The organism is Microbispora oryzae, assembly GCF_017896165.1.
In the GTDB taxonomy this organism is placed as follows: Bacteria; Actinomycetota; Actinomycetes; order Streptosporangiales; family Streptosporangiaceae; genus Microbispora; species Microbispora oryzae.
The window spans coordinates 118,196-143,823 of record NZ_JAFCNB010000002.1; the positions used below are offsets into that span (position 1 = coordinate 118,196).

A 25,628-nucleotide genomic window follows, 5' to 3' on the forward strand; every position below is an offset into this window, starting at 1 on the left:
ACGCGCGCCGGATCACGGGCATGCCTGGGGCGGACGGAACGTCGCTGCGCACGGGTATTCGAAGCGATCGCGCAGCGGAACACCAGGGCGGACGGCGGAGCCCGGCGACACCGGACGCTCACACGGGAGCCTGGTCTGGGGAGCGGCAGAGCAGCTCTGTACTTGAAACAGCTATACCAAGTCTGCGCGAACGGGTCCAGATGCCCGGAGAAGGAAACGTATGACTATGGTTTAGTGAAGTCGATCAAGAGGGTGGCCGTCACGGCAGCCCGGCGGCGACGTCCGCGAGCCGGGGCAGGACCGTGCTCGGCCAGCCGCGGCCCATGCGCTCGAACGCGGCGCGGTCGCGCTTGTTCTCCAGGTCGAAGCCCGAATGCTCGAGGAGCACCCGCGTCCCCTTGCCCTCGGTGACCAGACGCCAGGTCAGCACCCAGCTGGCGCCGAAGGTGTAGACGAGCCGCTCGTACGGCTCGACCTCCAGCACCTCGCACGGCACCGAGCCCCAGCCGGGCATCTGCAGGTGGAACCGGTGACCGACGACGGCGTGGATGTCGCCGGGCACCCACCAGCGGGCGAGCAGTTCGGGTTCGGTCAGGGAGCTCCAGACCTTGGCCGGCGGCGCCGGGATGAACTGGTCGACCGAGATGGACGCGGGGTGAAGGCCGGGCACGGGGCTCCTCGTTCGTCGGAGAGCGACCCACCAAATCCTAGGACATCTGCCCAGACCGGAATGGTGGACCGGCTTGATCGCGAGGTAATTTACGATCATGACGGCCGGCCGTCTCCGCCCCTTCCGCCGTCGCGACGACTCACGGCGACCCGGCTTCTCCCGCCACGGCAAACGGTGATCTCGCGGAAAGACCCGATGCCCGCGCTTCCTGTCGCCCCGGAAACAAAATCCCATCCATGTCTTCACCCCGGTGTAAACCCGGAGCAACTTGAACGGTCAACAATATTCGGGGCGCATCACACCGGCCACTCGCCCGCCGCATTCCTTACGGACGGCGTGTTATCCGGCCGGTGAGCCCGCCATCCGCGACCATAACGCGAGCACGCGTAGTCGATCAAGCGGCCGGCGCCGGGGCTCAGGAATTGAATTCCACCCGCCCAGTGATATCCGAAATCATTGGTCACCTCTCATCCCATAAGTCACCAATGCCTTGACGCTTCGCTTGAAAAATGCTTATTTTCTCCGGGTAGGCCGACCGGAAAAAGGCGGGAACATCATGGTACCGACCTGGCTGTTTCGCTTGCCCGAAAATCGACTGACGGGCTTCGTGCCAAACTCCAGCCCGGCGAATAATGATCTGCTGGAGATAATCCACGCCTTTGCGAAAGGTTATAACCGCGCACTCACCGGCATCCCGGATGTGAGCGATTTGCCACACCGCCTGCATGGTTTCGCATTCGAGGGCGCCGCGATGAGTTGCGCTCTGCTCGACACGATCACCATGAGCGGAAACCGGCGTCTTCGCGCCCTGGAGGAGAGCACGCGGGGTTCGTACGTCCACCTGATCCACGTCGGCGCCGGCTGGGCCATGGCCCGCCTGCGCCGCACCCGCTGGCAGGGCGTCGCCCACCCCATGCTCCGCTGGCTGGCCTGGGACGGCTGGGGATTCCACCAGGCGTACTTCCATCCCCGCCGGGTCTTCCACGATCACTGGATCGAGCGCGGGGCGCGCGGCGCCACCCGGCCCATCAGGGACCAGGGGGCCGGCCGGGCGCTGTGGTTCCGCACCGGCTCCGATCCCCGGCTGATCGCCCGGCTCATCGAGGAGTTCCCCGAGCACCGCCGGAGCGATCTGTGGGCGGGCATCGGGCTGGCCGCGGCCTACACCGGACTGTCCCGGCCGATGGACGAACTGCTCGCGGCGGGCGCCGGCCACCGCGCCCACCTGGCCCAGGGCGCCGCCTTCGCGGCCAAGGCGCACGTGCTCAGCGGGCACGTCCCGCCCGGATCCGCCCGCGACATCGAGGTGCTGACCGGCGTCGCGCCCGATCTGGCGGCCGAATGGACCGATCGGGCGCTCGCCCGGGTGCCGCGGGCGGACTCGCCCCTGGATTACGAACGCTGGCGCGCCGAGATCCGGGGAACCTACGAGCGACATGCGGGAGGCGTTCTCCGATGAACAGATGGCCGGCGCACATGGTCAAGATCGGTGCCCTCCTGGTGATCCTCGTCGTCGGCTGGGCGGCCGCGCTGCCCGCCGTGTCCTCCGCCGCGGCCCGGCAGGCCGCCGCCTCGTTCGCCTTCGCCCGGCTGCCGCTGAACGCGCCGTCCGGCGGCAACACCATCCGCCAGGTCGCCCCCGCCTACCAGAACATCCGGCACTGGATCTCCTCGGTCGGAGCCGGGGTCGCCCTCGCCGATCTCGACGGCAACGGGCGTTCTGACGACGTGTGCCTGGTGGATCCGCGGAACGACAGCGTCACGCTCCGCCCCGCCCCCCAGACGCGGGACAGGTACGCCCCGATCGAGCTGACCCCGGCCGGTCTGCCGTACGACGCGACGATGGCGCCGATGGGCTGCGTGCCCGCCGACTATGACGACAACGGCACCACCGACGTCCTCGTCTTCTATTGGGGGCGGTCCCCGGTGCTCTTCATGCGCGGCACCGGACCGCTCGCCGGGCCGGCCTCCTTCGCCTCGCGCGAGCTGGTGCGGCCCTACCAGGTGTGGAACACCGACGCGCTGGCGCTGGCCGACGTGGACGGCGACGGCCGCACCGACGTGATCGTCGGCAACTACTTCCCCGACGGCGCCCGGGTCCTGGACCCGAAGGCCGCGGCGCGGCCCGAGCTGCGGATGCAGCAGTCCATGTCGAACGCCGCCAACGGCGGGACGAACCGCGTCCTGCTGTCCCAGGGCGGCGGAAGCTTCACCGAGGCCGCCGGTGCCTTCACCAAGGAGGTCGCGGACAGCTGGACCCTGGCGATCGGCGCCCAGGACCTCGACGGCGACGGGCTGCCCGAGCTCTACATCGCCAACGACTTCGGCCCCGACCAGCTGCTGCGCAACCGGTCCCGTCCCGGCGCGGTCGCCTTCGAGGTCACCCACGGCCCACGCGGCTTCACCGCCCCCAAGTCCAAGGTCCTCGGCAACGACTCGTTCAAGGGCATGGGTGTCGCGTTCACCGACCTGAACGGCGACGACGTCCCCGACATGCTGGTCAGCAACATCACCCAGCAGTACGGCCTGCTGGAGAGCAACTTCGCGTGGATCAGTGACCGGAAGCGGGTCTTCGACGGTCACGGCACCGCGTTCTACGACGACGACAGCGAGGGCCTCGGCCTGTCCCGCAGCGGCTGGGGCTGGGACATCAAGGCGGGCGACTTCAACGGCGACGGCAGTGCGGAGATCGTCCAGGCCACCGGCTTCCTGCGCGGCGACGTCAACCGCTGGGCCAACCTGCAGGAACTCGCGATGACCAACGACGATCTCCTCGCGAACCCGGCGGCGTGGCCCTACTTCCAGCCGGATGCCGACATCTCCGGCGAGAACCCCAACGCGTTCTTCACCCGGCTCCCCGACGGCCGGTACGCCGACGTCGGACGCGCCGTCGGCGTGGCGGACACGGGACCGTCCCGGGGCATCGCCACAGCCGACGTCGACCACGACGGCAGGCTGGACTTCGCCGTCGCGATCCAGTGGGGGCAGAGCTACTTCTACCGCAACACCCGGCCGGCGCGACCGCCATACCTGGGCCTGCAGCCGATGCGCCCGGCGGGCGGCTGCGCGACCGGCACCGGCGACCCATCAGCCACCCCATCCGGCACCCGATCCGGCGCCCGATCCGGGGCCCTCTCCCCCGCCATCGGCGCGAGCGTGCGCCTCAACGCCGGCGCCCAGGGCCTGCGGACGGGCCAGGTCTACCCCGCCAACGGGCACACCGGCGTCGCGTCCCCGGAGCTGCTGTTCGCCCTGCGGCCGGGGGCCTCGTCCGTCCCCGTCGAGGTGACCTGGCGTGACACCTGCGGCCGGTCCCGGACCGCCGGCATCGACCTCCAGCCCGGCTGGCACCGCCTCCTCCTCGGAAACGACGGCTCGATCAAAGCTCTCACGGAGGAAACACCATGAACTCCGCTCGGACCACCGCCCGAACCCCTGCCCGGCGTGACCCGAGAACGGCCGCGCTCCGTAGGTTCGCTCTTTCGATCACCGTTTTCACCCTGCTGGGGCATCTCTGGCTCGGCTTCGAGCAGGCGTACGTCACTCCCATCGCCGCCGTGGGCTTCGCCTACCTGCTCGACCTGGCGCTGGAGACGGCCGAGGCGTGGGCCGACAGGCGAGAGCCGAAGTATCGGGCCGAGGGCCTGTTCGACTTCCTCCTGCCCGCCCACATCTCCGGGCTGGCCTGTGCCATGCTCCTGTACGCCAACGACCGCCTCTGGCCGGTGCTGTTCGCCGTCGCGGTCGCGATCGGCACCAAATACCTCATCCGCGTGCGGGTGTCCGGCAGGCGGCGGCACATCCTCAACCCGTCCAACGCCGGCATCGCGGTCACGCTGCTGGTGTTCCCCTGGGTCGGCATCGCGCCGCCCTACCACTTCACCGAGTGGGTCGGCAGCCCGATCGACTGGCTGATCCCCGGCTTCATCCTGGTCGCGGGCACGATGCTCAACGCCGGGCTCACCAAGAAGACGCCGCTCATCCTCGGCTGGGTCGGCGCGTTCTTCGCCCAGGCGCTGATCCGCACCTGGATCGAGGGCACCGCGACGACGAGCGCCCTGCTGGTCATGACCGGCGTGGCCTTCGTCCTGTTCACCAACTACATGATCACCGATCCCGGCACGACTCCGGTCCGGCCGCGCAACCAGGTCGTGTTCGGCGCCGCCACCGCGGTGGTGTACGGCCTGCTGGTGCATCTCCACGTGGTGTACGGCCTGTTCTTCGCGTTGATCATCGTGTGCGCCTGCCGCGGCCTGCTGCTCGCGGCGCTGGCCCTCCGCACGGCGCCACCACGCGAGAGCGACGTGCAGGCCCCCGCCACCTCGGTGGCCGTCCCCAGCTCCAGGTGATCGCCATGGCAGACGGCATCGCGATCGTCGGAGCGGGGTGCCGCTATCCCGACGCGTCCAGCCCGGACCGTCTGTGGGAGCTGGTCATGGCCCGCAGACGGGCGTTCCGGCCGATCCCGGCCGCCCGGTTGAACCTCGCCGACTACGGCGGCGACGACCAGGACTCGACGTACGTCCGCTACGCGGCCCTGCTTGAGGGCTGGTCGTTCGACCGGGCCAGGCACCGCGTCCCCGGCACCACGTTCCGCGTCACCGACCCGGCCCACTGGCTGGCCCTCGACGTGGCCGCCGACACCCTGGCCGCGGCGGGCTTCGCCGACGGCGGCGGGCTGAACCGCGACCGGGCCGGGGTCGTCCTGGGCAACACGCTGACCGGCGAGTTCACCCGGGCCGGCACCATGCGGCTGCGGTGGCCGTACGTCCGCCGCGTGCTCCAGCAGGCCCTCGGCGGCGAGGACATCCCCGACGACGTCCGCGACCGGCTCATCGAGCGGTCGGAGGGACTGTTCAAGGCGCCCTTCCCCGAACCCACCGACGAGTCGCTCGCCGGGGCGCTGTCCAACACCATCTCCGGGCGGATCTGCAATCACTTCGACCTGCACGGCGGCGGTTTCACCGTCGACGGCGCGTGCGCCTCGTCGCTGCTCGCGGTCATCCACGCCTGCGCGGCGCTGACCTCGGGTGACCTCGACTTCGCCCTCGCCGGAGGGGTCGATCTCAGCCTCGACCCCTTCGAGCTGGTCGGTTTCGCCCGCACCGGCGCGCTGGCCCGCACCGACATGCGCGTCTACGACGCCTCCCCCACGGGATTCTGGCCGGGCGAGGGATGCGGGATGGTCGCGCTGATGCGCGCCGACGACGCGCTGGCCACGGGAAGGCGCCCACTCGCGGTCATCCGCGGATGGGGCATGTCGTCCGACGGACGCGGGGGGATCAGCAGGCCCGAGGCGGACGGGCAGGCGCTGGCGCTGCGCCGCGCCTATCAGCGCGCCGGTTTCGGCCCAGAGACGGTCGGCTACTTCGAAGGCCACGGCACCGGGACGCCGGTGGGCGACGAGGCGGAACTGCGGGCCATGCGGGCCGTCCGGGGCGAGCACCGCCGTCCCGCCTTCGTGGGGTCGGTGAAGGCCAACATCGGACACACGAAGGCGGCGGCCGGGGCGGCCGGCCTCATCAAGGCGGCGCTCGCCGTGCACCACCAGATCATTCCGCCGACCACCGGGTCTCGCACGCCGCACGAACTGCTCGGCGGCGGCCTGGCGACGGCGGAACGGCCCATCCCCTGGCCCGCCGGTCCGGTGCGGGCCGCGGTCAGCGCGATGGGCTTCGGCGGGATCAACACCCATCTGGTCATCGAGGCGGCCGAGCCGGTCCGCCGCGGCCGGTTGTCCGCCGTACAGGAGCGGATGGCGCGGGCCCCGCTGGAGGAAGAGGTGTTCGCCGTGACCGCCGGCACCTCCGGCGAACTCGCCGGGAAGCTCCGGCGGATCGCCGAACTCGCCGGCTCCATGTCCTTCGCCGAGCTCACCGACCTCGCCGCCGGCCTGGCCGGCGAGCCGCCCGGAGCCGAGAGAGTGGCCTTCACCGCCCGCGACCCCGAACAACTCGCCCGCCGGGCCGGCCGGGCCGTCTCGATGGCCGGCCGCGACGCCGCCGAGTCCGGGATCTTCAGCGGCACCGGCCCGGCCCGCAGGATCGGCCTGATGTTCACCGGCCAGGGCGGTCCCGCGCGCGGCGACGCCGGCGCGCTCGGGCGGATGTTCGACGAGGCGCGGCCCTATTTCACCGGACCGGAGGGCACCGATACCGGAATCGTGCAGCCGGCCGTCTTCCGGGCCTCGATGGCCGCGCTGAGGTGGCTGGACAGCCTCGGGGTGACGGCGAGCGCCGCGCTGGGCCACAGCGTCGGCGAGATCGCCGCGCTCACCTGGGCCGGAGCCGTCGACGAGGACTCCGCGCTCGACCTGGTCGTCGAACGCGGCCGGATCATGGAGGAGGTGGGGGCCGCCGGCACCGGCATGGTGTCCGTCGCCGCCCCAGCCGGCCGGGTCGCGGCCCTGATCGACGGCCTCGACCTGGTGGTCGCCGCGGACAACGGCGCCTCCACCGTCGTCGCCGGGCCGCTGACCTCGCTGGAGACCGCGCTGGGCCGGGCGGGCGCGGCGGGCCTGCCCGCCACGAGACTGCAGGTCAGCCACGCCTTCCACTCCCCCGCCGTACGGGAGTCCGTCGCACCGTTCACGGTCTGCCTGGACAAGACGCCGTTCGGCGCGCCCGTGGGACGGGTGTTCTCGACGGTGACCGGCGAGGAGCTGGACGCGAGCGCCGACCTGCGGCGGCACCTGGCCGAGCAGATCACCCGGCCGGTGCGATTCGGCCGGGCCCTGGAACTCCTGGCCGCCGAGTGCGACCTGCTCGTCGAGGTCGGCCCCGGCCGGTCGCTGGCCGGCCTGGCCGCCGCTCACCTTGCCACCGCTCATCTGGCCACCGCTCATCTGGCCAGCGCTCATCTGGACGGTCACCCGGGCGCCGAGCCACCCGCGCGGCCCGCCCCGCCCGCGGTGTCCGTCAACGCCGGCGAGCGGACCGGGCACGACCTGCTGGAGACCGCCGCCGCCCTCTTCGCCGCGGGTGCGGCCGACTCGCTGCAGCCCCTTTTCGGCCACCGCTTCCATCGCCCCTACGACCTGAACCGGGAGCCGGCGTTCCTCACCAACCCGTGCGAGACGGCGCCGGAGCCCGAACCGGTCCGGCGCCCCGCCCCGGAGCGGAGGCAGGGCGGCGGCGCGGCGGGGGCCGTCCGCGACCTGGTCGCGGCCGCCCTGGAGCTGGAGCCTGACGCGATCGGCGACGACGACCGGCTCCTGGCCGATCTGCACATGAACTCGCTGCAGGTCATCCAGCTCGCCGTCGAGTCGGCGTCGGCGTGCGGGAAGGCCCTGCCCGCGGAGCTGCCCCGGATGGCGGAGGCCACGGTCGGCGACCTGATCGCCGCCGTCGAGGCGTTCCCACCGGCCCGCGAGCGGGAGCCCGACCGGCCGGAGTGGTTCCGGCTGTTCGCCGAGCACCGCCGGCCGGCCCGCCCGCCCGCGCCGGAAAGCCCGCCGGAGAGCCCGCGTGGGAACGCGCCGGAGAACGCGCTGGAGGCGCACCTCCCCGCCGTTCCCACGGACGCCGACGTGGCCGCGCTGATCGCCGCCGCACGGCGGGCGATCGGCGCCGGGAGGCCCCTGGTGGTCACCGACGAGGCCGACTGCGCGTCCGGGTTCGTCGCCGCGCTGCGCCAAGAACATCCGGAGCTGGACGCCCACTGGTTCGGGGTGGACCACGGCGGGCGGACGTACGCCGTCCACCACCTGCCGCTGCCCCCTGCCCGTGGTGAGGCGCCCCTCCGCCGCGGCGACGTGGTGCTCATCACCGGCGGCGGCAAGGGGATCGGGCTGCACGCCGGGCTCACCCTCGCCGGGGAATACGGAGTGCGGCTGGCGCTGCTCGGCCGGTCCGATCCCGCGGCCGACCCCGAGCTGGCCGGCGGCCTGGAGCGGCTGCGGGCCGCCGGGGTCGTCGCCGCGTACCGCTGCGCCGACGTCACCGACGCGGACGCCGTCCGGCGGGCCGTGACCGAGCTCGCCGAGCTGCCCGAGCTCGGCCCGATCGCGGGCGTCGTGCACGCCGCCGGGGTCAACCGTCCCGCTCGTTTCGGCGAGCTCACCGAGGACGACTTCGCCGAGCACGCCCGCGTCAAGTGCGAGGGCCTGACCAACGTGCTGGCCGCCGTTGATACCGGCCGGCTGCGCCTCGTGCTGGCGTACGGGTCGGTGATCGGACGGTTCGGGCTGGCCGGGGAGGCCCACTACGCGCTGGCCAACGGACGGCTCCAGGCCCTGGTCCGCGGCCTCGCCGGGGAGCTGCCCGCGGACTGCGTCACCGCCACGCTCGCCTGGACGGCCTGGACCGGGGCGGGGATGGCCGAACGGCTGGGCGTGGTCGGCCACCTCGCGGGCGCGGGCATCGGCACCCTGCCCGTGGACCGCGGGGCGGAGCTGCTGCTTGAGGCGATCGCGGCGCGGCCGGCCGGTGAGACGATCGTCGTCAGCGGGCGGCTGCCGCAGCTCGACCGGGCCGAGGACGCCCGGCCGCGGCGATCGCTGCTCCACCGCGTTTTGAGCTACGTCCCCGGGGTCGAGCTGACGGCGGAGTGCGAGCTCGACCCGGCGAGCGGATACCTCGCCGATCATCGGCTCGACGGGGTGCGGCTGCTGCCGGCGGTCTGCGCTCTGGAGGTCATGGCCCAGGCCGCGGACCTGCTGGGCACCCCGGCCCGCGCGATCACCGATGCGCGTTTCGACCGCCCGGTCATCGTGCCCGCCGAGGCGACCAGGACGCTGCGGATCCACGCCATCCGCCAGCCCGGCGGCGCCGTGGACGTCGACATCCGCAGCGCGGAGACCGACTTCGGCGCCGTGCACTTCGCCGGCCGGGTCGTCGCCGCGACGGCCGGTCCCCCCGACGTCGCCGTACCGGCCGGTGATCCCCCCGCTCACTCGGCGGCCGACCTCTACGGGCCGCTGTTCTTCCACGGGCCGGCGTTCCGGCGGCTGACCCGCTTCGAATCGCTCCTCCCCACCCGCTGCCGGGCCGTGCTGTCGGCGACCGCGGACGATCTGGGCATCGGCACGCCGGTGCTGGGGGACGCCGCCCTGCACGACGCGGCCATCCACGTGCTGCAGGCCTGCGTGCCGCATCGGCGGCTGCTGCCGGTCGGCTGCGATCGCTTCGAGTCGCACGGCGACCCGGCCGGATCCACCGAAGTGATCATGGAGGCGGTGGAGCGGTCTCAGCACGGCACCGAGTACGTCTACGACGTCGTCGCGCGATCCGCGGACGGGCGGCCGGTGTTCAGCTGGACCGGGCTGCGGTTGCTCGACACAGGGCCGCTGCGCATGGACGCCATGCCCCCGCTGCTGACCGGCCCCTACCTGGAACGGGTCGTCGGGGCCCTGTGCCCGGGGGCGTCGGCCGTGACCGACGAGTGGCTGGAGCTGGGCGAGCCGCCCATCGCGCCCGAGCCGGAGTGGGCCCGGCAGGCCGAGCAGCTGGCACGGCTGACGGGAGAGCCGCGCGCCGTGCTCGACTCCCGGATGCGTACGGCGCACCGCTGCCTGGCCGGAGCCAGTCGGGCCGTGCCGCTCCAGGTCGAGGCGGCCTACGAGCACGGCTGGATCAAGCTGACCGGCCCGTCCGGCCTGGCGGTCCTGTCCGGCCTGCTCACCCTGAACAGTTCCGACGGCCCGCCCCGATCCATGGTCGTCGCCGTCCTCACCCAGGAAACGCGATGAACCCCTACTACGAACACCGTCAGGTCGTGACCTTCGCCGACACCAACGTCGTCGGGAACGTCTACTTCACCCACTACTTCGAATGGCAGGGCCGCTGCCGGGAACGATTCCTGGCCGACCAGGCGCCGGAGGTCCTCCAGGCGCTCGCCGGCGACCTCGTCCTGGTCACCGTCGACTGCTCGTGCGAGTTCTTCGCCGAGCTGTACGCCCTGGACGAGGTGTCGATCCGCATGTCCCTGGGCGGTGTCGACGACAACCGGGTGACCATGGACTTCGGCTACTACCGGGTGGGCGCCGGCCCGGCCCGGCTGGTCGCGCGCGGGCGGCAGACGATCGCGTGCCTGCGGCGCGGCCCCGGCGGGGCCCTCGTCCCGGTCGAGATCCCCGGCCCGCTCAGGCGGGCGCTCGACCGCTACTCCCCCGTCGCGGCAGCCTAGGAGGGCCGATCTGTGGATCTGCGGATCGGGATCATCGGATGCGGGCGGATGGGCACGGCGCTGGCCCGGCTCGCCGACCTGCACGGGATGCCGCTGCTGCTCGCCAACCGGACCCCCGCGCGGGCCGCCGCGCTCGCCGCCGGCCTGTCCCGCGCGCGGGCCGTCACACCGGAGCGGGTCGCCGCCGAGTCGGATCTGACCATTCTGGCCACCCCGATCGACGCCACCTGCCGCGACCTTTCCCCCCGGCTACGCCACGGACGCTCGGTGATCGTCGACGTCTCCAATCCCTGTTTCGACCAGCCGGCCGTCCCCGGATACCGCTCGGCGGCCCAGCGGATCGCCGCGGCGCTGCCCGGCCGCACCGTCGTGAAGGCCCTCAACTGCCTGTCCGCCCGGTGGATCACCGCGTACGTCCGGGCGCCGGTGACGATCCCCCCGACCGTTCCCATCGCGGGGGACGACCCCGCCGCCAAACTGCTGGTCGCCGAGTTCTGCTCGGCGCTGGGCTTCGACACCGCCGACGCCGGGCCGCTGGCCAACAGCCGGTGCGTCGAGAGCCTCACCGAGCTGCTGCTGTGCATCGACGCCGATTCGATCGCCGTGCGGCTCGTCCCCGCGGCCACCATGGCCGAAGCGTCCGCCACCGGAGTGTTCGACGTGAGGAGCTGACCGATGTCCGTCCCCATCACCAGCCGGGTGCGTCTCAACGAACGGCACCACAAGGCCGCCCTCAGCGTCTTCCTTTTCGTCGTCATCGCCCATTGGGCGGAACACGTCGCGCAGGCGGTCCAGATCTACGCGCTCGGCTGGCCGATCCCCGAGGCGCGCGGGGTGCTCGGGCTGCCGTTCCCCTGGCTCGTCACCTCGGAGTGGATGCACTACGGCTACGCCCTGCTCATGCTCATCGGGCTGATCCTGCTGCGGAAGGGCTTCACCGGCCGATCGCGGACCTGGTGGAACATCGCGCTCGCCATCCAGTTCTGGCACCACATCGAGCACCTGCTCCTGCTGGTCCAGGCGATGTCGGGCCTGCACCTGGCCGGACGGCCCGTACCGACCAGCGTCATCCAGCTCCTCGTGCCCCGCGTCGAGCTGCACCTCTTCTACAACACGATCGTCACCATCCCGATGGTCGTCGCGATGCTGCTGCACCGAAGGCCACGCGAGACCGAGCTCGCCGTCATGCGCTGCGGCTGCGCGCTCAGGACGGCGTGAGAAGCGGGGGTGACAAGACCATGGCCCGCAGACGCCCGTTCTCGCCGCTGACCGTCGTCCTCCTGCTCGTCTGCGCTCTCCTGCTGTCCTGGACGGCCCCCGCGCTCGGCCCGGCGCTGCGGCTCGCCGCCGGCGACGGCCGGCCCGGCGTCTTCACCGCGCGGCGCCTGGACTGCGTACGGCACCCCGGCCACGAGAGCTGCGCGTGGACGGGCGAGTTCCGCTCCCGCGACGGCGTCGTCCTGCGGACGGGAGTGGCCCTCGCCGGCAGCGGCCGGACGACCCACCACGCGGGTCAGCGGACCGATGCGGTGGACGTCGGGATGGCCAACCGGGTCTATGGGCCGGACGGCTCGAACGAATGGATCTTCACCGTGTTCCTGTTCCTGGCGGTGCTGGGGCTCCTGGCCTTCGCCGTCGCGCCCGTGCTCGGGGCGATCCGCCGGCGACTGGCCGCCAGGGCTACTCCCACCCGCGTTTCCGCAGGTGAAGACAGACCAGGAGTTCATCTAACCGAAACCTGAAGGGCGGCAGTGTCGGATAGAGTCCCGCCATCTTCGACTACGTTGACCCCTTCATCGGCACAGCGGCGACCGACCTGCCTCAACCGCACGGTCTCGCCGCGACTTGGTGGTGGCCGAAGCCCCAGGTGGGCAACACCCATCCGGGTGCCACGTCACCGCTGGGCATGGTCTCCGCCTGCGCCTACTCCGGCGCGTACCCGACCGGATACGGGCGGTACGCGAAGAACACCGAGGGCGTGCCCGAGGAGATGTTCGAGCGGCTGCAGGCGTCCGGGTTCACCCACTTCCAGCAGTCCGGCACCGGCGCCATCCGCAAGTACTACAACTACGTCCGGGTCACCCCGATGGTGCAGCCGCTCGATGTGCTGGGAGAGGCGTGGCCGCTGCGCGGCGAGGTGGCGGAGCCGGGCTACTACGCGGCCACCCTCGACACCGGGGTGCACTGCGAGCTCACCGTGGGCACCAAGGTCGCCGTCCACCGGTACACGTTCCCGGAGCACAGGAGCGCCCGCGTGGTGATCGACCTGTCCTGCGGGGGCCTGGCCATCGAGCTGGGCCGCACCGTCCCGCTGCGGGCGCAGGTGGAGAGCATGGGCCACGGCCGCGCCCAGGGCACCGTGGTGATGGAGGGCGTCCCGCTGTCGGTCTACCTGGAGGTCGACAGCCCCGGCTGGCGCCAGATGCTCTGGTACGACCGGCGGCTCGTCGACGGCGGCACCCGCCTCGACTTCGACAGCATCCGGCACACCACGCTGCGGCCCTTCGGCATGTTGTTCATGGGCCCGGCCGTCGCGGGGCAGACCGTCGAGGTGCGGCTCGGGTTCTCGCTGCGCGGATGCGACCAGGCCCGGCGCAACCTGGAGGCGGAGTGCGGGCAGGCGCGGCCGGCGTTCGACACGGTGCGCTCCGCCGCCCGGGTCCGCTGGACCGACCACCTCGACCGGGTCCAGGTCGAGGGGGGCACACCGGCCCGCCGCGGCGTGTTCGCCACGGCGCTCTACCATTCGCTGATCAAGCCGTGCTTCGGCGACGACGAGAGCCCGTTCTGGCCGACCCCCGGGCCGTACGCGTTCGACGTGTGCACCATGTGGGACATCTACAAGACGCAGTTGCCGCTGCTCTCCGCCATCGTCCCCGACCGGGCCCTCGACCTGCTGGAGTCGCTCATCCGGGTCTGCGAGGAGGAGGGCAACTTCCCGGTCGGATACCGGATGGCCCGCGGCGCCGACCGGTTCTTCCGCCAGGCCAGCGCGCTCGCGCACACCGCGCTCGCGGACGCCCACGCGCTCGGCCGGACGGGCCTCGACTGGAACTGGGCGCTCGTCCACATGGTCGACGACCTGCGCCGTCTCTACGGCGAGGACTTCTTCGAGCACGGTGTGGTGCATCCGATCACCCACACGCTGGACCTCGCCTACGGCCACCACTGCACGGCCCAGGTCGCGCGGGCGCTCAACGACCGGCGCCTGGCCGCCGACCTGGAGAACCGCAGCCATCAGTGGTCGAACGCCTTCGACCCGAACACGGGACTGCTGCGCGACTCGGAGTTCTACGAGGGCGGCAAGTGGAACTACTCGTTCCGGCTGCTGCACGACATGGCCGCGCGGATCTCCCTGGCCGGCGGCGACACCGGGTTCATCGACAAGCTCGACCGGTTCTTCGGCTTCGGCGCCGCGCCCGTGAAACAGCCCGGCCTGCGTCCGCAGCCGGCGGAGATGGCGGCCGGATACGCGCTGAACCGCTTCGAGGGGCTGAACAACGAGCCCGACATGGAGGCGCCCTGGGCGTATCACTACGCGGGCCGGCCCGACCGCACGGCCGAGGTGGTGCACGCCGCGCTGACCTGGCAGTTCGGCACCGGTCCCGGCGGGCTGCCCGGCAACGACGACTCCGGCGGCCTGAGCTCGTGGTACATCTGGGCGTCACTCGGGCTGTTCCCGATCGCCGGGCAGAGCCTCTTCCTGATCAACGCGCCCGCGTTCGCCAGGTCCGTGCTCCGCGCCGGAGACAACGAGTTCGTCATCGAGACCAGCGGGCACCGCGAGACGCCGATCGGCGTCGACGGCATCGAGCGTGATCCCTCCCCGCAGTACGTGCAGTCGGCGACCCTCAACGGCGAACCTCTGCACGCGACGCACCTGAGTGCCGCCACGGTGCACCGCGGCGGCCTGCTGCACCTGCGACTGGGCCCAGAGCCTTCCACGTGGGGACGGGCGATCCGTCCGCCGTCCCTTTCCGATCCACCCGCCACACCGGAGTAAGCGTGATGACCCACCCTCGTCGCCGTCTCGTCATCGTGGTCAGGGCCGACCCCGTCATCTGCGGCCACTCCGGCGAGGCCCGCAACCTCGCGGAGGCGGCACTGACCCGCGGCTTCGACGACGTACGGCTGCTGACCTGGCCGATCCCCGCGCTGCAGGCGGCCGGTCTGCCGCTCAAGCCGCTCGACCGGCTGCTGCCGTACAGTCCCGGGATCACCGTGGAACGGCCGGAGCCGGTCGGCGACTACCGGGTGCCCGACGGGCGTCACCAGGCCGGTCTCACCGGCCGCCTGGTCGAGCTGCTCGCCGAGCCGGTGCCCACGGTCTGCCTGTCCATGTATCTCGCCCCGCACACCACGGTGGTCGTCGACGCGGTCGGCGCCGCGCGCGCGGCCGGGTTCGCGCCCGACGTCCACACCGTCGCGAAGGCGGTCGGCTCCGACGTGACCAACGTGATCCGGTCGTGCCTGCGGGAGGGCCGGTTCGGCGCGGCGACCGTGCTGTTCACCACGTTCCTGGCCAACGACGAGGTCGTCGCGGTCTCCGAGTACACCCGTCAGGAGATCATCGCCTCGGCCGAGGACGTGGACGCCCACTGCGGCACGACCTTCGCCGAGCAGTGCCGGCGCCGGGTGACCGTCAGCTATCCGCCGATCGACTCGGCCGCCTTCCTCGACCTGGATCCGGCGGATGTGGACGCCGCGCTCGCCCGGCGCGGCCTGGAACGCGACGGGTACATCCTGTTCCTGTCCCGGGTGACCCGGGCCAAGGGCATCTACGACCTGCTGATCGCCTTCGGCCAGATGCGCTGCCGGCCGGGGATGAAGCTGGTCGTCGCCGGCACCGGGCCCGCGCTGGAGCACGTGCGGGCGATGGCCGAGGAGGACGACCGGGTGGTCTTCCTCGACGACGTCGACGACGCAGAGAAGCCGCTGCTCATGCGGGGCTGCGCGGCCTACGTCCTGCCCACCAGGCCCGAGCCCGACTTCGTGGAGACGTTCGGCATCGCCCTGGCCGAGAAGATGCTGGCCGGCGGCGGGCCGATCGTCACCACCATGACCGGCGGGACCCTTGAGGCGGTCGGCGACACCGCCGTCATCGTGGAGCCGGGGGACATCTCCGGTCTGGCCGCGGCCGTGGACCGGGTCGTGCTGGACATGTCCGCCGCGGAACGGCAGGAGATGGAGCTGCGCGCCCGCGCCTACGCCCTGGCCTTCGACCGGGCCGCGGTGTTCGACGACCTGTTCCCGCAGGAGACGCCGGCCCTCGGGGCCGCCTGAGCCGCCCGGCCGAGTCGGCTGCCTGGCCTGTTCGCGGGATCTGTTCGCCGGATGTGGGAACGCGGGGCCCCGGCTCGCACCGGGACCCCGCGACTCAGCGCGCCGCGACCCCGCGCGTCAGCCGGTGACGCTGGGCTTGCCGGTCTCGATGTGACCGACGAACCGCTGCGACCAGCCGCCGTCGCAGTCGGCCGTGACGGTCACGTCGTACCAGCCGTCGCTGGCCTTCACCGGGTTCACCACCCACGCCTCCTTGCCGCGCGGGCCGACCTTCACGGCCTTGGGCCGGTCCGAGTTGTAGTTGTTGTGGGTGATCGTGAAGGTGACGGGTGAGCCCGAGCCGTTGCGCAGCCAGAGCTTGAGCTTCGGCTGCGCCGTCGACTTGCCGTCGTAGTAGTCCGCCTCGACGACGAGGTCCTTCCCCGCGGTGGCGACATCGCCGGCGAACCGGCGCAGGAACCGGTTCGGCCCGGTGACGGTGATGTCGTACGCGGTGTCGCCGGTGGAGCCGCCCACGGGGCCGGTCCCGGTCGCCGTGGCGTGGGCGTCCACGGTGTACTGGCCCGGGAACGCGGCCGGGTACTGCGCCAGCGACGGGATCCCGGCCAGGTTGTTGTAGACGGCGAAGTGGCTCGCCTTGGCCGCGAACGGGGCCTCGTTGCTGAACGTCAGGTTCGCCACGGCGCCGGACGGCCCGTTGGTGAACCCGGCCAGGTTGGCGTTCGGCTGGTACGGCAGCGGACGCGCGGGCTTGGTGCCGGCCTCCTGGACCGGCATCGTGTTGTCGCCCGGCAGCGGGGTGTACCGGACCTCCGGGACGAGCGGCCCGGTGTCCGGGAGGGCGGGCAGCCCGTAGACCGGCGAGTGGAAGTCGAAGGCGCCCGTCAGGTCGCCGCAGACCTTGCGCCGCCAGTCGCTGATGTTGGGCGAGATGGCCGGCTTGCCGAGCGCGGAGGTCCACTTCTCGATGAACTGGATGACCGAGGTGTGGTCGGAGACCTCCGAGCTCACCCAGCCGCCACGGGTCCAGGGCGAGATGAGGATGAGCGGCACGCGGAAACCGAGACCGACCGGGAGGGGCTCGGTGACGCCGTACTGACCCATCGTTCCGGAGACGAACTCGTCCGCCTCGCCCGGCGAAGGCATGGGCGGCGGGACGTGGTCGAACTGGCCGTCGTTCTCGTCGTAGTTGATGATCACCACGGTCGAGTTGAAGACGTCCGGGTCGGCGTTGAGCGCCTCGAGCACGCCCTTGAGGAAGTACGCGCCGTTGCTCGGCGCCGTGACCGGGTGCTCGGAGAAGAACTGGTTGTTCACGATCCAGCTCACCTGCGGCAGCCTGCCGCCCAGCACGTCGGCGCGGATCGCGGCGTTGATGTTGTCGGCGTTCCCCGACAGCCCGGTGATCGGCTCGGGGACGTTCTTCACGCCGTTGTCGTAGTAGGGGTCGCCCGGCGCGGCCGTCCCGCCCTGGGTGGGGTCGAGCTTCCCGAAGGTGTTGAAGTACTCCAGGCCGTTGTCGCCGTAGTCGTCGGCGCACTGGTAGACCCGCCAGCTCACGCCCGCGGCCTGGAGCGTCTCGGCGTACGACTCCCAGGGGAGGAACTTGCCGCGCTCGTCACCGCCGTCGTAGGCGGTGAAGCTGCCGTGCCTGTGGTCGGCGTTGATCGTGCCGCCCCACAGGTAGGTGCGGTTGGGGCCGGTCGCGCTGAGCACCGAGCAGTGGTAGGCGTCGCCGACCGTGTAGGCGTCGGCGAGGGCGTAGTGGAACGGCAGGTCGTGGCGGTCCATGTAACCCAGCGTGGTCGGCCCGCCCTTGGCGTAGTACCAGCCGTTCATCAGTCCGCCGTACCAGGCACCGTGCTGGTCGGTCCAGCCGTGGCTGGTGCCGCCGTAGTTGGCGGCGCCGAGCTCGGGGCTCGGCGGGGTCGCTCCGTTCCAGGTCTTGGCCCCGCTCAACCGCCACGGGTACTGCGTGGCGGCCCCGGCCGTCAAGGACACGGGCTGCTCCCAGACGGTCTTACCTCCGGGGAGCAGGATGGTCGAGCGGTCGCCGAAACCCCGCACACCCTTGAGCGCGCCGAAGTAGTGATCGAAGCTCCGGTTCTCCTGCATGATCACGATGACATGCTTGATGTCGCGGAAGTCGCCGTACGGCTTCCGCGGCGAGCCGCCCCCGTGGTGCTCGGTGGCCGCGGAGGCGGCGCCGGGCAGCGCGGTGCTGACGGCGGCCGCTCCGGTGACGGCGGCCGCGGTGCCAAGGAAGTTCCGGCGGGACAGTTTGGACATGACTCAACGCCTTCGGGGTGCGGATAACGTGCCGGATGACGCTAGCCGCGCGATCTTGCCGTCCGGCGACGAGACGGCAAATCCGAAATTGACGGTTGATGGTGTCCTTTACTCGACAAATCGGTCACCCGTATCGGCGTCGTCTCTGGGCGCCGTCTCAGGGCGCCGTCTCACGAGCCGACCGGCGTGAGGAAGCCGTTGAGGGCCACCAGCCCCTTTCCGTACCTCTCGTCGACCTCGCGGCGGAGCTCCGGGGTGACGACCCAGACCCCCAGCTCGACCCGCTCCGCGAACTGGTCCACCGACGCCGACACGATCCCCTTGATCTCCTTCGTCGCCCGTTCCTGCAGCGCGCGGAGCTCCGCCTCGGTGTGCCGGGCACGGCTCAGGCAGAGCGCGCCGCCCCAGACCTCGCGGATCGCCGCCTCGCGTGCGGCCGGATCGCCGGTGAACCGCAGGTTCAGCACGAGCCGCTTGGGATCGTTGGCGTAACGCTCCACCCAGCGACGATCGGTGTCGTCGTAGCCGTCGATCTCGTCCAGGTAGCTCTGGTCCAGCCAGCTTCCGGCGTAGCCGGGGAGGGCGCGGGCCCTGGCCAGCACGGCGTCCATCGCCTCGCCGGTGGCCTTCGCGGGCGCGACGGGACGCCAGCCACCGGCGGGCTCGGGGCACGGAGAGGTGAGGTCGTCGGGCGAGCCCTGGCGGCCGGCGGCGGGGCGGGCGGGCTCGGTGAGCGTCAGTCTCGTCCCGTCCCAGGTGCCCACCACGTGGTACTCCCCCCAGCTCGTGCCGCCCTGCGACGAGTGCTTGACCGCGTCCCAGTCCCACCCGGCGACGTCGGGGCCACTGCACTGCGGTGGCATGGACTGGAGGACGTCGGCACAGAGCTGGGGGCCGTGCCGTGCGTCGGACAGCACCGTCGCGTCCGCCTGATAGCGCGTCCGGGGAACGGCCGGCGTCTCGCCGCCCGCCGCTTTCTCCGCCGCGCCGCCCGCCGAGCCGCATGCCGTGAGTGCCATGAGCGCCGTGAGCGCGGCGACAACGATGATCGTTCTCATACCTCTGAGACGTGCGGCGGCGTCCGGCGGTTCACTGTCTCGGCTCCGCCGGCCGCTCAGCCCTCCAGCGCCGCTCAGCCCTCCAGTGCGGCGACGTCCTCCGGGGCGAGGCGGAGGCGGCCAGCCGCCATGTTCTCCTCCAGATGGGCGAGAGATCCGGTGCCGGGAATGGCGAGCGTCACCGGTGAGACGGCCAGCAGCCAGGCGAGCGCGACCTGGGCCGCGGTCGCCTCGTGGCGGGTCATGACCTCCCGCAGCGGTACCGGGTCGATGGGACGACGGCCGCCGCCGAGCGGGAAGAACGGCACGAAGGCGATGCCGTCCCGCTCGCACTGCCGCAGGACCTCGGTGGAGTCCCGGTCGTGGACGTGGAAGGCGTTCTGGACGGCCGCGACCGGAGCGATCGATCGGGCCTCGGCCAGTTGGGCGGCGTCCACGTTGCTCACCCCCAGATGGCGGATCAGGCCCTCGCGCCGCAGCTCCGCGAGCACCGCGAACCGGTCGGCGACCGGCTCACCTCCGGTCTCGTACGTGCCGACCCGCAGGTAGACGAGATCGAGCCGGTCTACGCCGAGGGTGTTCAGGTTGTCCTCCACCAGGCCGCGCAGTTCGGCCGGTTTCGCCTGGTAACGGGGCATCCCGTCGTCGCCAAGCAGCGGGCCGACCTTGGTCGCGATCACCAGGTCGTCGTCGTACGGCGCGAGCGCCTTACGGATGATCTCGTTGGCGACGACGCCGCCCCTCCGGTAGAACCAGGCCGTGTCGATGTGATCGACGCCCAGCTCCGCCGCCCGGCGGAGCACCGCGACCCCGGTGTCCGGGTCGCGGACCTCTCCCTGCAGGGTGCCGCGGGGCAGTCTCATGGCTCCGAAGCCGAGCCGGTGGACGGGAAGGTCGCCGCCGATCGCGAACCGGCCGGAGGCCGCGGCGGGAGTGTCTGCGTTGTTCGTCATGCCGTCACCCTGTCCCCTCCGGCCGTCCCGGGCGAAGCCCCTGGCAACAAGCTGCCGACGCCGCACCCGAGGACATAATGGATGAATGAGCGCTGCTCAGGTCATCACCCTGCGAGGTGACGCAGAACTTCTCGCGCGGGCCGGTCATCTCTTCGAGGGCACCCGGCACGAGTTCGTGTGCGCGGCGCGCGATGTCAACACGTGGTCGCAGCCGGAGGTCCGGCGGGCGATCGGCGAGCGGTTGCGCGTGACCGCCGAGCTCACCGTGAAGAAGCTGCTCAGCCCGGCCGCCCTGAAGGACGAGGGCACCCGGCTCCACCTCCGGGAGGCCGTGGGGCGCGGAGCCGAGGTGCGGATCAGCTCGACCGGGCTGCCGCACGAGACCATCATGATCGACCGCCGGGTGATGATCCTGGCGGGCGCCGAGACCGCCACGCCGCGGACGTTCACCGTCACGACCGAGCCCGCGCTGGTGGGCGGCGTGTACGCCCTCTTCGAGGCGGCCTGGGAGTCCGCCACCGGCTACACCGCCTATCTCCGCGGCGACGTGCCCCACCTCGACGCGGACGCCCTGGCCGTGCTCCGCGCGCTCGGAGCGGGACACACCGACGCGACGGCCGCCCGGCGGCTCGGCCTGTCGCTGCGCACGTATCGCCGGCGGGTCGCGGAACTGCTCGACACGCTCGACGCCGGCTCCCGGTTCCAGGCCGGGTTGCGCGCCGGGGAGTTCGGGCTCAACGCGTGACCGCCGGGATACTCGTTGGCACGAGCGAGACGACGTTTGCTATGGTGACGGAGATCTGAACCCGTACAAGGGAGACCGAGACGTGGCAGGGGACGACGACATCTCCGGGTGATACCCGGACGTGAGACCACCGGCCGGCGCGCAGGCGCGCCGCACGCCGACGTGGCCGATTCGTTGTTTCCCATAATCACGTCCCTGCGGGGCGCCCGTGGCGTGCGCCCGCGTTTCACCTGAGGTCTCTCTCATGTCTGACATGTTCATCGTCTGCTCGAACGTCTCCTTCTCCTGGCCCGACGACACCCCCGTCTTCCAGGACCTGTCCTTCAGCGTGGGCACCGGCCGTACCGGCCTCGTCGCCCCGAACGGCGCCGGGAAGAGCACCCTGCTCCGGCTGATCGCCGGTGAGCTCCGGCCCGGCGGCGGGACCGTGTCCGTCGCCGGAGTGCTCGGATATCTCCCGCAGACGCTCCCCCTCGCCGGCGACCTGACCGTGGCCGAGGTGCTCGGGATCGCCCCTGTGATCAAGGCGCTGGACGCGATCGAGTCGGGGGACGCCAGCGAGGAACACTTCACCACGATCGGCAACGACTGGGACATCGAGGAACGCACCCGCGCCCAGCTCGACCGGCTGGGCCTCGGCGACGTCCCCTTCGACCGGAGGCTGAGCACTTTCAGCGGCGGCCAGGTGATCTCGCTCGGCCTCACCGCGCAGCTCCTGCGGCGTCCCGACGTCCTGCTGCTGGACGAGCCGACCAACAACCTCGACCTCGACGCCCGCCATCGGCTCTACGGGCTGATCGAGGAGTGGAACGGGTGCCTGCTGCTGGTCAGCCACGACCGGGCGCTGCTCGACCGGATGGACCGCATCGCCGAGCTCGACCGGGGTGAGCTCCGCCTCTACGGCGGCGACTTCACCGCGTACGAGGAGGCCGTACGCGCCGCGCGGGAGGTCGCGGAGAAGAACGTCCGCAACGCCGAGCAGGACCTCAGGCGCGAGAAGCGGGAGATGCAGCAGGCCCGTGAGCGCGCGGCGCGCCGCGCGAGCAACGCCGCCCGCAACCTCAAGAGCGCCGGCCTGCCGAAGATCTTCGCCGGGAACATGAAACGCGGCGCGGAGGAGTCGGCGGGAAAGGCCAACGAGGTGCACGCCTCACGGGTGAACGACGCCAAGGCCCGGCTCGACGAGGCGAGCCGCGCCGTGCGCGACGAGCACAGGCTCGCCCTGGAGCTGCCCGGCACGAACGTCCCGGCCGGCCGCACGGTCGTCCTCGCCGAACACCTGCAGGTCCGGCTCGACGGACGCGATCTCTACGCGGGCGAGGGCGTCGACCTGACGATCCGCGGACCCGAGCGGATCGCGCTGACCGGACCCAACGGCTCGGGCAAGTCGACCCTGCTGCGCCTGCTCAACGGCGACCTGGAGCCGGACGGCGGTTCGCTCAGGCGGGCGGACGGGCGCGTCGCCTACCTTTCCCAGCGGCTCGACCTGCTGGATCTCGACCGCACGGTGGCGGAGAACATGGCCGCGTTCGCCCCCGCGATGCCCGAGGCGCAGCGGATGAACATGCTCGCCCGATTCCTGTTCCGGGGCTCCCGCGTTCACCTGCCCGTCGGGGTGCTGTCCGGCGGCGAGCGGCTGCGGGCGACCCTCGCCTGCGTGCTGTACGCCGAGCCGGCGCCCCAGTTGCTCCTGCTCGACGAGCCGACCAACAACCTCGACCTGATCAGCGTCGACCAGTTGGAGAGCGCGCTCAACGCGTACGAAGGCGCGTTCGTGGTGGTCAGCCACGATGAGCGGTTCCTGGCGGAGATCGGCGTGACCCGCTGGCTGCGGCTCTCCGAAGGCCGCCTGCTGGAGTCCGGCGCCCCCGCCGTCGGCTGAAACACGTGCGGCGGGCTTCGGTCCACGAGCCGACGCCCGCCATGCCGTGATACTTCGCGATATTCCCCGATACTCCGCGCGATGTTTCGGCGTGATTCGCGCGCGATATTTCCGCATCGGCGCAGACGCGGACTTCATGATTGCCTGCTTCCCGGCCCGACGGGGCCGCCTCTTCCTCTTGGTGCGACACATGTCCCGACCAGCCCTGCTCGCCCACGACCTCGTCCGTACGTTCGGCTCTCGCCGGGTGCTCGACGGAGTCTCCCTCGTCGCCGCTCCCGGCCGCAGGATCGGCCTGATCGGTGAGAACGGCGCCGGCAAGTCCACGCTGCTGCGGCTGCTCGCCGGCGCGGACCAGCCCGATGGCGGTGCCGTCATCAGGCCACCCGACCTCGGCTACCTGCATCAGGAGCTGCCGTTCCAGCCCGCGTCGACGATCGCGGACGTGCTCGACGACGCCCTGCGTGAGGCACGGCACGCTGTCGCCGAGCTTGACCGGCTCGCCCAGGCACTCGCCGCGACCCCGGACGATCCCGCCGTACTCCAGAATTACGGCGAGTCGCTCGACCGTGCACAGGAGCGCGAGGTCTGGGACGCCGACCGGCGAGCGGAGCTGGTCCTCGCCGGCCTCGGCCTCGCCGGGATCCCGCACGAACGTCGGCTCGGCTCGCTGTCCGGCGGCCAGCGTGGGCGTCTCGCTCTCGCCGCCCTCCTGGTACGGCGGCCGGCGGCGCTGCTGCTCGACGAGCCCACGAACCATCTCGACGACTCCGCCGCGGCCTTCCTGGAGGGGCAGTTGCGGAGCCAGCCCGGAGCCGTCGTGGTGGCGAGCCATGACCGGGCGTTCCTCGACGCCGTCTGCACCGACCTGATCGACCTCGATCCCGCCCTCGGCGGGCCCGTACGGTATGGCGGCGCGTACAGCGAATACCTCGCCGTGCAGCGTGCGGAGCGGGAACGCTGGCGGCGTCGGTACGCCGAGGAAGAGGCGGAGCTGGCCGAGCTACGCGAGGCGATCGGGACGACGGCACGCCGGGTGGCACCCAATCGCGACAAACGCGACAACGAGAAGATGGGATATGGCCACTCCGCGGGCCGGGTGCAGAACCAGATCTCCCGCCGGGTGCGCGACGCGGGCCGCAGGCTAGACGAGCTGGAGCGCACGCGGGTGCCCCCGCCGCCCGAGCCGCTGCGCTTCCGTGTCCCACGGCTCCCGGCCGCCTCTGCCCCGGTGCCTGACTCAGCACCAGTGCCCGACTCAGCGCGGGTGCCTGACTCGGCGCGGGTGTTTGGCCCGGTGGTCGGCTCCGCCCCGGTGCTCGGCTCCCCGCCGGTGCTCGGCTCCCCGCCGGTGCTTGACTCCGCTCCTGTGCTTGGCTCCGCTCCTGTGCTTGGCTCCGCGCCGCCGTCCGAGGGCCCGCTGCTCTGCCTGCGGGACGTCCGGGTGCCTGGTCGCCTCATGCTCGACCACCTCGACATCCCGGCCGGCGACCGGCTCCTGGTCACCGGTCCGAACGGAACGGGCAAGTCGACGCTCCTCGCCGTACTGGCTGGGCGGTTGGCCCCCGAAGGCGAGGTGCGGCGGCGGCCGGGCCTCAGCGTCGCGCTACTCACTCAGGACACGGTCTTCGACCGGCCGGACCGGACGGCGCGCGAGACCTACGAGAGCGCCCTCGGCGCCGAGCGGGCGGACGCGGTACCGCTGAGCTCCCTCGGCTTGTTCGCCCCCGACGACCTGGACAAGCGCGTCGGCGAGCTGTCGGTCGGGCAGCGCCGCCGGCTCGCGCTGGCGTTGCTCGTGGCCGACCCGCCGGAACTCCTGCTGCTCGACGAGCCCACCAACCACTTGTCGCCCCGGCTCTGCGACGAACTGGAGGAGGCGCTCGGCACGGGACCGGGCGCCGTCGTGGTCGCCAGCCATGACCGGTGGCTGCGGTCGCGTTGGCCCGGTCGCCGGATCCACCTGTGAGGTGACGGCCTAACCGGTGCCGATGAAAGCGCCCGGTGCCACCTGACACCGCCCGCTCCGATTTTGTCGGTCACGATCTGTAGCGTGTCGAACACGTGATCGTACTGATGGTGGGAGGAGGTGTCTCTGTGTCGGCGGTTAGTGGCTCTGGCGTCATCGGAACCACCGATGTGAAAGGCGTCACCGCGTTCCTGGACCTGGGGGCGGGTGATGCCGACTCCCTTGGGTCGGCCGCCTCGGAGGTGGCTCCGGTTCCTCGTCGCGTCCCGGCGGTTGGGGTGCCATCCCTGTTAGCGGGTACGTGTCTGGATCCCCGTTCCCCCTCGTCAGAGCAGCCAGGCAGAGCCACTCGCGGGGCCGATTCGGATGGGGACGTCCCTGGCAGTGCGGCCGGTGACGTCGCGGCCGGTGACGTCGCGGCCGGTGATGCGGCGGCTGGTTATCGTGCCGGTGATGTCGCGGATGTGGTGTTGGGTTTGGTCGCGGGGATGGCGCGTGCGGGTGTGCCGGACAGTCCTGCGGTGTGTTTCCACGAGGCGGAGACGCTGATTCAGGCGATGGATGTGATGGGTGCGCTGGTGGCGGGCCGGTTGCACCGGGTGAACGTCACCGGTGAGGCGAAGTCCCATGGGCATGCCTCCACCGCTTCGTGGC

At 71.8% G+C, this 25,628-nt stretch carries 19 protein-coding genes; 13 read left to right on the forward strand and 6 right to left on the reverse strand.

Annotated features, from left to right (window positions below):
• Positions 1-259 precede the first annotated feature (259 nt).
• Both JOL79_RS04145 and JOL79_RS33730 read right to left on the reverse strand, forming a co-directional pair.
• Positions 260-670 carry an SRPBCC family protein gene (locus tag JOL79_RS04145; RefSeq protein WP_307848301.1) on the reverse strand — a complete coding sequence of 137 codons (411 nt, stop codon included), beginning with the start codon at positions 668-670 and terminating at the stop codon, positions 260-262.
• A gap of 460 nt (positions 671-1,130) precedes the next feature.
• Complete coding sequence (locus JOL79_RS33730; protein WP_230984391.1) at positions 1,131-1,397, reverse strand: hypothetical protein; 267 nt, start codon at positions 1,395-1,397, stop codon at positions 1,131-1,133.
• Here JOL79_RS33730 and JOL79_RS04150 point away from each other — a divergent pair.
• The 10 genes from JOL79_RS04150 to JOL79_RS04195 are packed head-to-tail and all read left to right on the forward strand — an operon-like array spanning position 1,278 to position 16,078.
• Positions 1,278-2,129, forward strand: coding sequence for a DUF1702 family protein (locus JOL79_RS04150; protein ID WP_307848354.1), 852 nt, complete (start codon positions 1,278-1,280; stop codon positions 2,127-2,129). The genes JOL79_RS33730 and JOL79_RS04150 overlap by 120 nt on opposite strands.
• Positions 2,126-4,078: an FG-GAP repeat domain-containing protein gene (locus JOL79_RS04155; protein ID WP_210154316.1), complete on the forward strand. Its 1,953-nt coding sequence runs from the start codon at positions 2,126-2,128 to the stop codon at positions 4,076-4,078. The genes JOL79_RS04150 and JOL79_RS04155 overlap by 4 nt, the downstream gene beginning before the upstream one ends.
• Complete coding sequence (locus tag JOL79_RS04160) at positions 4,075-5,019, forward strand: RnfABCDGE type electron transport complex subunit D (protein ID WP_210154317.1); 945 nt, start codon at positions 4,075-4,077, stop codon at positions 5,017-5,019. Before JOL79_RS04155 ends, JOL79_RS04160 begins: the two co-directional genes overlap by 4 nt.
• 5 nt (positions 5,020-5,024) lie before the next feature.
• Positions 5,025-10,358, forward strand: coding sequence for a type I polyketide synthase (locus JOL79_RS04165; RefSeq protein ID WP_210154318.1), 5,334 nt, complete (start codon positions 5,025-5,027; stop codon positions 10,356-10,358).
• Positions 10,355-10,795: an acyl-CoA thioesterase gene (locus JOL79_RS04170; protein ID WP_210154319.1), complete on the forward strand. Its 441-nt coding sequence runs from the start codon at positions 10,355-10,357 to the stop codon at positions 10,793-10,795. Before JOL79_RS04165 ends, JOL79_RS04170 begins: the two co-directional genes overlap by 4 nt.
• A 12-nt stretch (positions 10,796-10,807) precedes the next feature.
• Positions 10,808-11,467, forward strand: coding sequence for an NADPH-dependent F420 reductase (locus JOL79_RS04175; protein WP_210154320.1), 660 nt, complete (start codon positions 10,808-10,810; stop codon positions 11,465-11,467).
• 3 nt (positions 11,468-11,470) lie between these two features.
• On the forward strand, positions 11,471-12,013 hold the full coding sequence (locus JOL79_RS04180; RefSeq protein ID WP_210154321.1) for a hypothetical protein: 543 nt from the start codon (positions 11,471-11,473) through the stop codon (positions 12,011-12,013).
• 20 nt (positions 12,014-12,033) lie between these two features.
• A complete protein-coding gene (locus JOL79_RS04185) occupies positions 12,034-12,537 on the forward strand; it encodes a hypothetical protein (RefSeq protein WP_210154322.1) in 504 nt (167 codons plus the stop codon).
• Between the two features lie 29 nt (positions 12,538-12,566).
• Positions 12,567-14,798 carry a glycoside hydrolase domain-containing protein gene (locus tag JOL79_RS35330; protein WP_307848355.1) on the forward strand — a complete coding sequence of 744 codons (2,232 nt, stop codon included), beginning with the start codon at positions 12,567-12,569 and terminating at the stop codon, positions 14,796-14,798.
• A 5-nt stretch (positions 14,799-14,803) separates the two neighbouring features.
• Positions 14,804-16,078: a glycosyltransferase gene (locus JOL79_RS04195; protein WP_210154323.1), complete on the forward strand. Its 1,275-nt coding sequence runs from the start codon at positions 14,804-14,806 to the stop codon at positions 16,076-16,078.
• A 117-nt stretch (positions 16,079-16,195) separates the two neighbouring features.
• On the opposite strand, the gene JOL79_RS04200 is transcribed toward JOL79_RS04195, so the two are convergent.
• From JOL79_RS04200 to JOL79_RS04210, 3 genes are all read right to left on the reverse strand, one after another.
• Positions 16,196-18,367 carry a phosphocholine-specific phospholipase C gene (locus JOL79_RS04200; protein WP_210154324.1) on the reverse strand — a complete coding sequence of 724 codons (2,172 nt, stop codon included), beginning with the start codon at positions 18,365-18,367 and terminating at the stop codon, positions 16,196-16,198.
• 170 nt (positions 18,368-18,537) lie between these two features.
• The gene (locus JOL79_RS04205) at positions 18,538-19,425 is read right to left on the reverse strand and encodes a hypothetical protein (protein ID WP_210154325.1); all 888 of its coding nucleotides are present in this window, start codon (positions 19,423-19,425) and stop codon (positions 18,538-18,540) included.
• A gap of 74 nt (positions 19,426-19,499) precedes the next feature.
• Positions 19,500-20,378: an aldo/keto reductase gene (locus tag JOL79_RS04210; protein ID WP_210154326.1), complete on the reverse strand. Its 879-nt coding sequence runs from the start codon at positions 20,376-20,378 to the stop codon at positions 19,500-19,502.
• Positions 20,379-20,463: 85 nt separating this feature from the next.
• Between JOL79_RS04210 and JOL79_RS04215 the strand changes: the two genes are divergently transcribed.
• The 3 genes from JOL79_RS04215 to JOL79_RS33735 all read left to right on the forward strand — a co-directional run bounded on the left by JOL79_RS04215 (position 20,464) and on the right by JOL79_RS33735 (position 24,974).
• Complete coding sequence (locus JOL79_RS04215; protein WP_210154327.1) at positions 20,464-21,123, forward strand: DNA-binding response regulator; 660 nt, start codon at positions 20,464-20,466, stop codon at positions 21,121-21,123.
• A 244-nt stretch (positions 21,124-21,367) separates the two neighbouring features.
• On the forward strand, positions 21,368-23,005 hold the full coding sequence (gene abc-f / locus JOL79_RS04220; RefSeq protein ID WP_210154328.1) for a ribosomal protection-like ABC-F family protein: 1,638 nt from the start codon (positions 21,368-21,370) through the stop codon (positions 23,003-23,005).
• Between the two features lie 190 nt (positions 23,006-23,195).
• The gene (locus tag JOL79_RS33735) at positions 23,196-24,974 is read left to right on the forward strand and encodes an ABC-F family ATP-binding cassette domain-containing protein (protein WP_230984210.1); all 1,779 of its coding nucleotides are present in this window, start codon (positions 23,196-23,198) and stop codon (positions 24,972-24,974) included.
• A 326-nt stretch (positions 24,975-25,300) separates the two neighbouring features.
• Here JOL79_RS33735 and JOL79_RS04235 read toward each other — a convergent pair whose 3' ends face one another.
• Complete coding sequence (locus JOL79_RS04235; protein ID WP_210154329.1) at positions 25,301-25,603, reverse strand: hypothetical protein; 303 nt, start codon at positions 25,601-25,603, stop codon at positions 25,301-25,303.
• Positions 25,604-25,628 lie beyond the last annotated feature (25 nt).

Excerpts from the sequence above, each read along its gene's own strand:
- JOL79_RS33730 (WP_230984391.1), bottom strand. The coding sequence starts at position 1,397 with ATGCAGGCGGTGTGGCAAATCGCTCACATCCGGGATGCCGGTGAGTGC.
- JOL79_RS04155 (WP_210154316.1), top strand. The coding sequence starts at position 2,126 with ATGAACAGATGGCCGGCGCACATGGTCAAGATCGGTGCCCTCCTGGTG.
- JOL79_RS04160 (WP_210154317.1), top strand. The coding sequence starts at position 4,075 with ATGAACTCCGCTCGGACCACCGCCCGAACCCCTGCCCGGCGTGACCCG.
- JOL79_RS04165 (WP_210154318.1), top strand. The coding sequence starts at position 5,025 with ATGGCAGACGGCATCGCGATCGTCGGAGCGGGGTGCCGCTATCCCGAC.
- JOL79_RS04170 (WP_210154319.1), top strand. The coding sequence starts at position 10,355 with ATGAACCCCTACTACGAACACCGTCAGGTCGTGACCTTCGCCGACACC.
- JOL79_RS04180 (WP_210154321.1), top strand. The coding sequence starts at position 11,471 with ATGTCCGTCCCCATCACCAGCCGGGTGCGTCTCAACGAACGGCACCAC.
- JOL79_RS04185 (WP_210154322.1), top strand. The coding sequence starts at position 12,034 with ATGGCCCGCAGACGCCCGTTCTCGCCGCTGACCGTCGTCCTCCTGCTC.
- JOL79_RS04195 (WP_210154323.1), top strand. The coding sequence starts at position 14,804 with ATGACCCACCCTCGTCGCCGTCTCGTCATCGTGGTCAGGGCCGACCCC.
- JOL79_RS04200 (WP_210154324.1), bottom strand. The coding sequence starts at position 18,367 with ATGTCCAAACTGTCCCGCCGGAACTTCCTTGGCACCGCGGCCGCCGTC.
- JOL79_RS04205 (WP_210154325.1), bottom strand. The coding sequence starts at position 19,425 with ATGAGAACGATCATCGTTGTCGCCGCGCTCACGGCGCTCATGGCACTC.
- JOL79_RS04210 (WP_210154326.1), bottom strand. The coding sequence starts at position 20,378 with ATGACGAACAACGCAGACACTCCCGCCGCGGCCTCCGGCCGGTTCGCG.
- JOL79_RS04215 (WP_210154327.1), top strand. The coding sequence starts at position 20,464 with ATGAGCGCTGCTCAGGTCATCACCCTGCGAGGTGACGCAGAACTTCTC.
- abc-f (WP_210154328.1), top strand. The coding sequence starts at position 21,368 with ATGTCTGACATGTTCATCGTCTGCTCGAACGTCTCCTTCTCCTGGCCC.
- JOL79_RS33735 (WP_230984210.1), top strand. The coding sequence starts at position 23,196 with ATGTCCCGACCAGCCCTGCTCGCCCACGACCTCGTCCGTACGTTCGGC.
- JOL79_RS04235 (WP_210154329.1), bottom strand. The coding sequence starts at position 25,603 with ATGGGACTTCGCCTCACCGGTGACGTTCACCCGGTGCAACCGGCCCGC.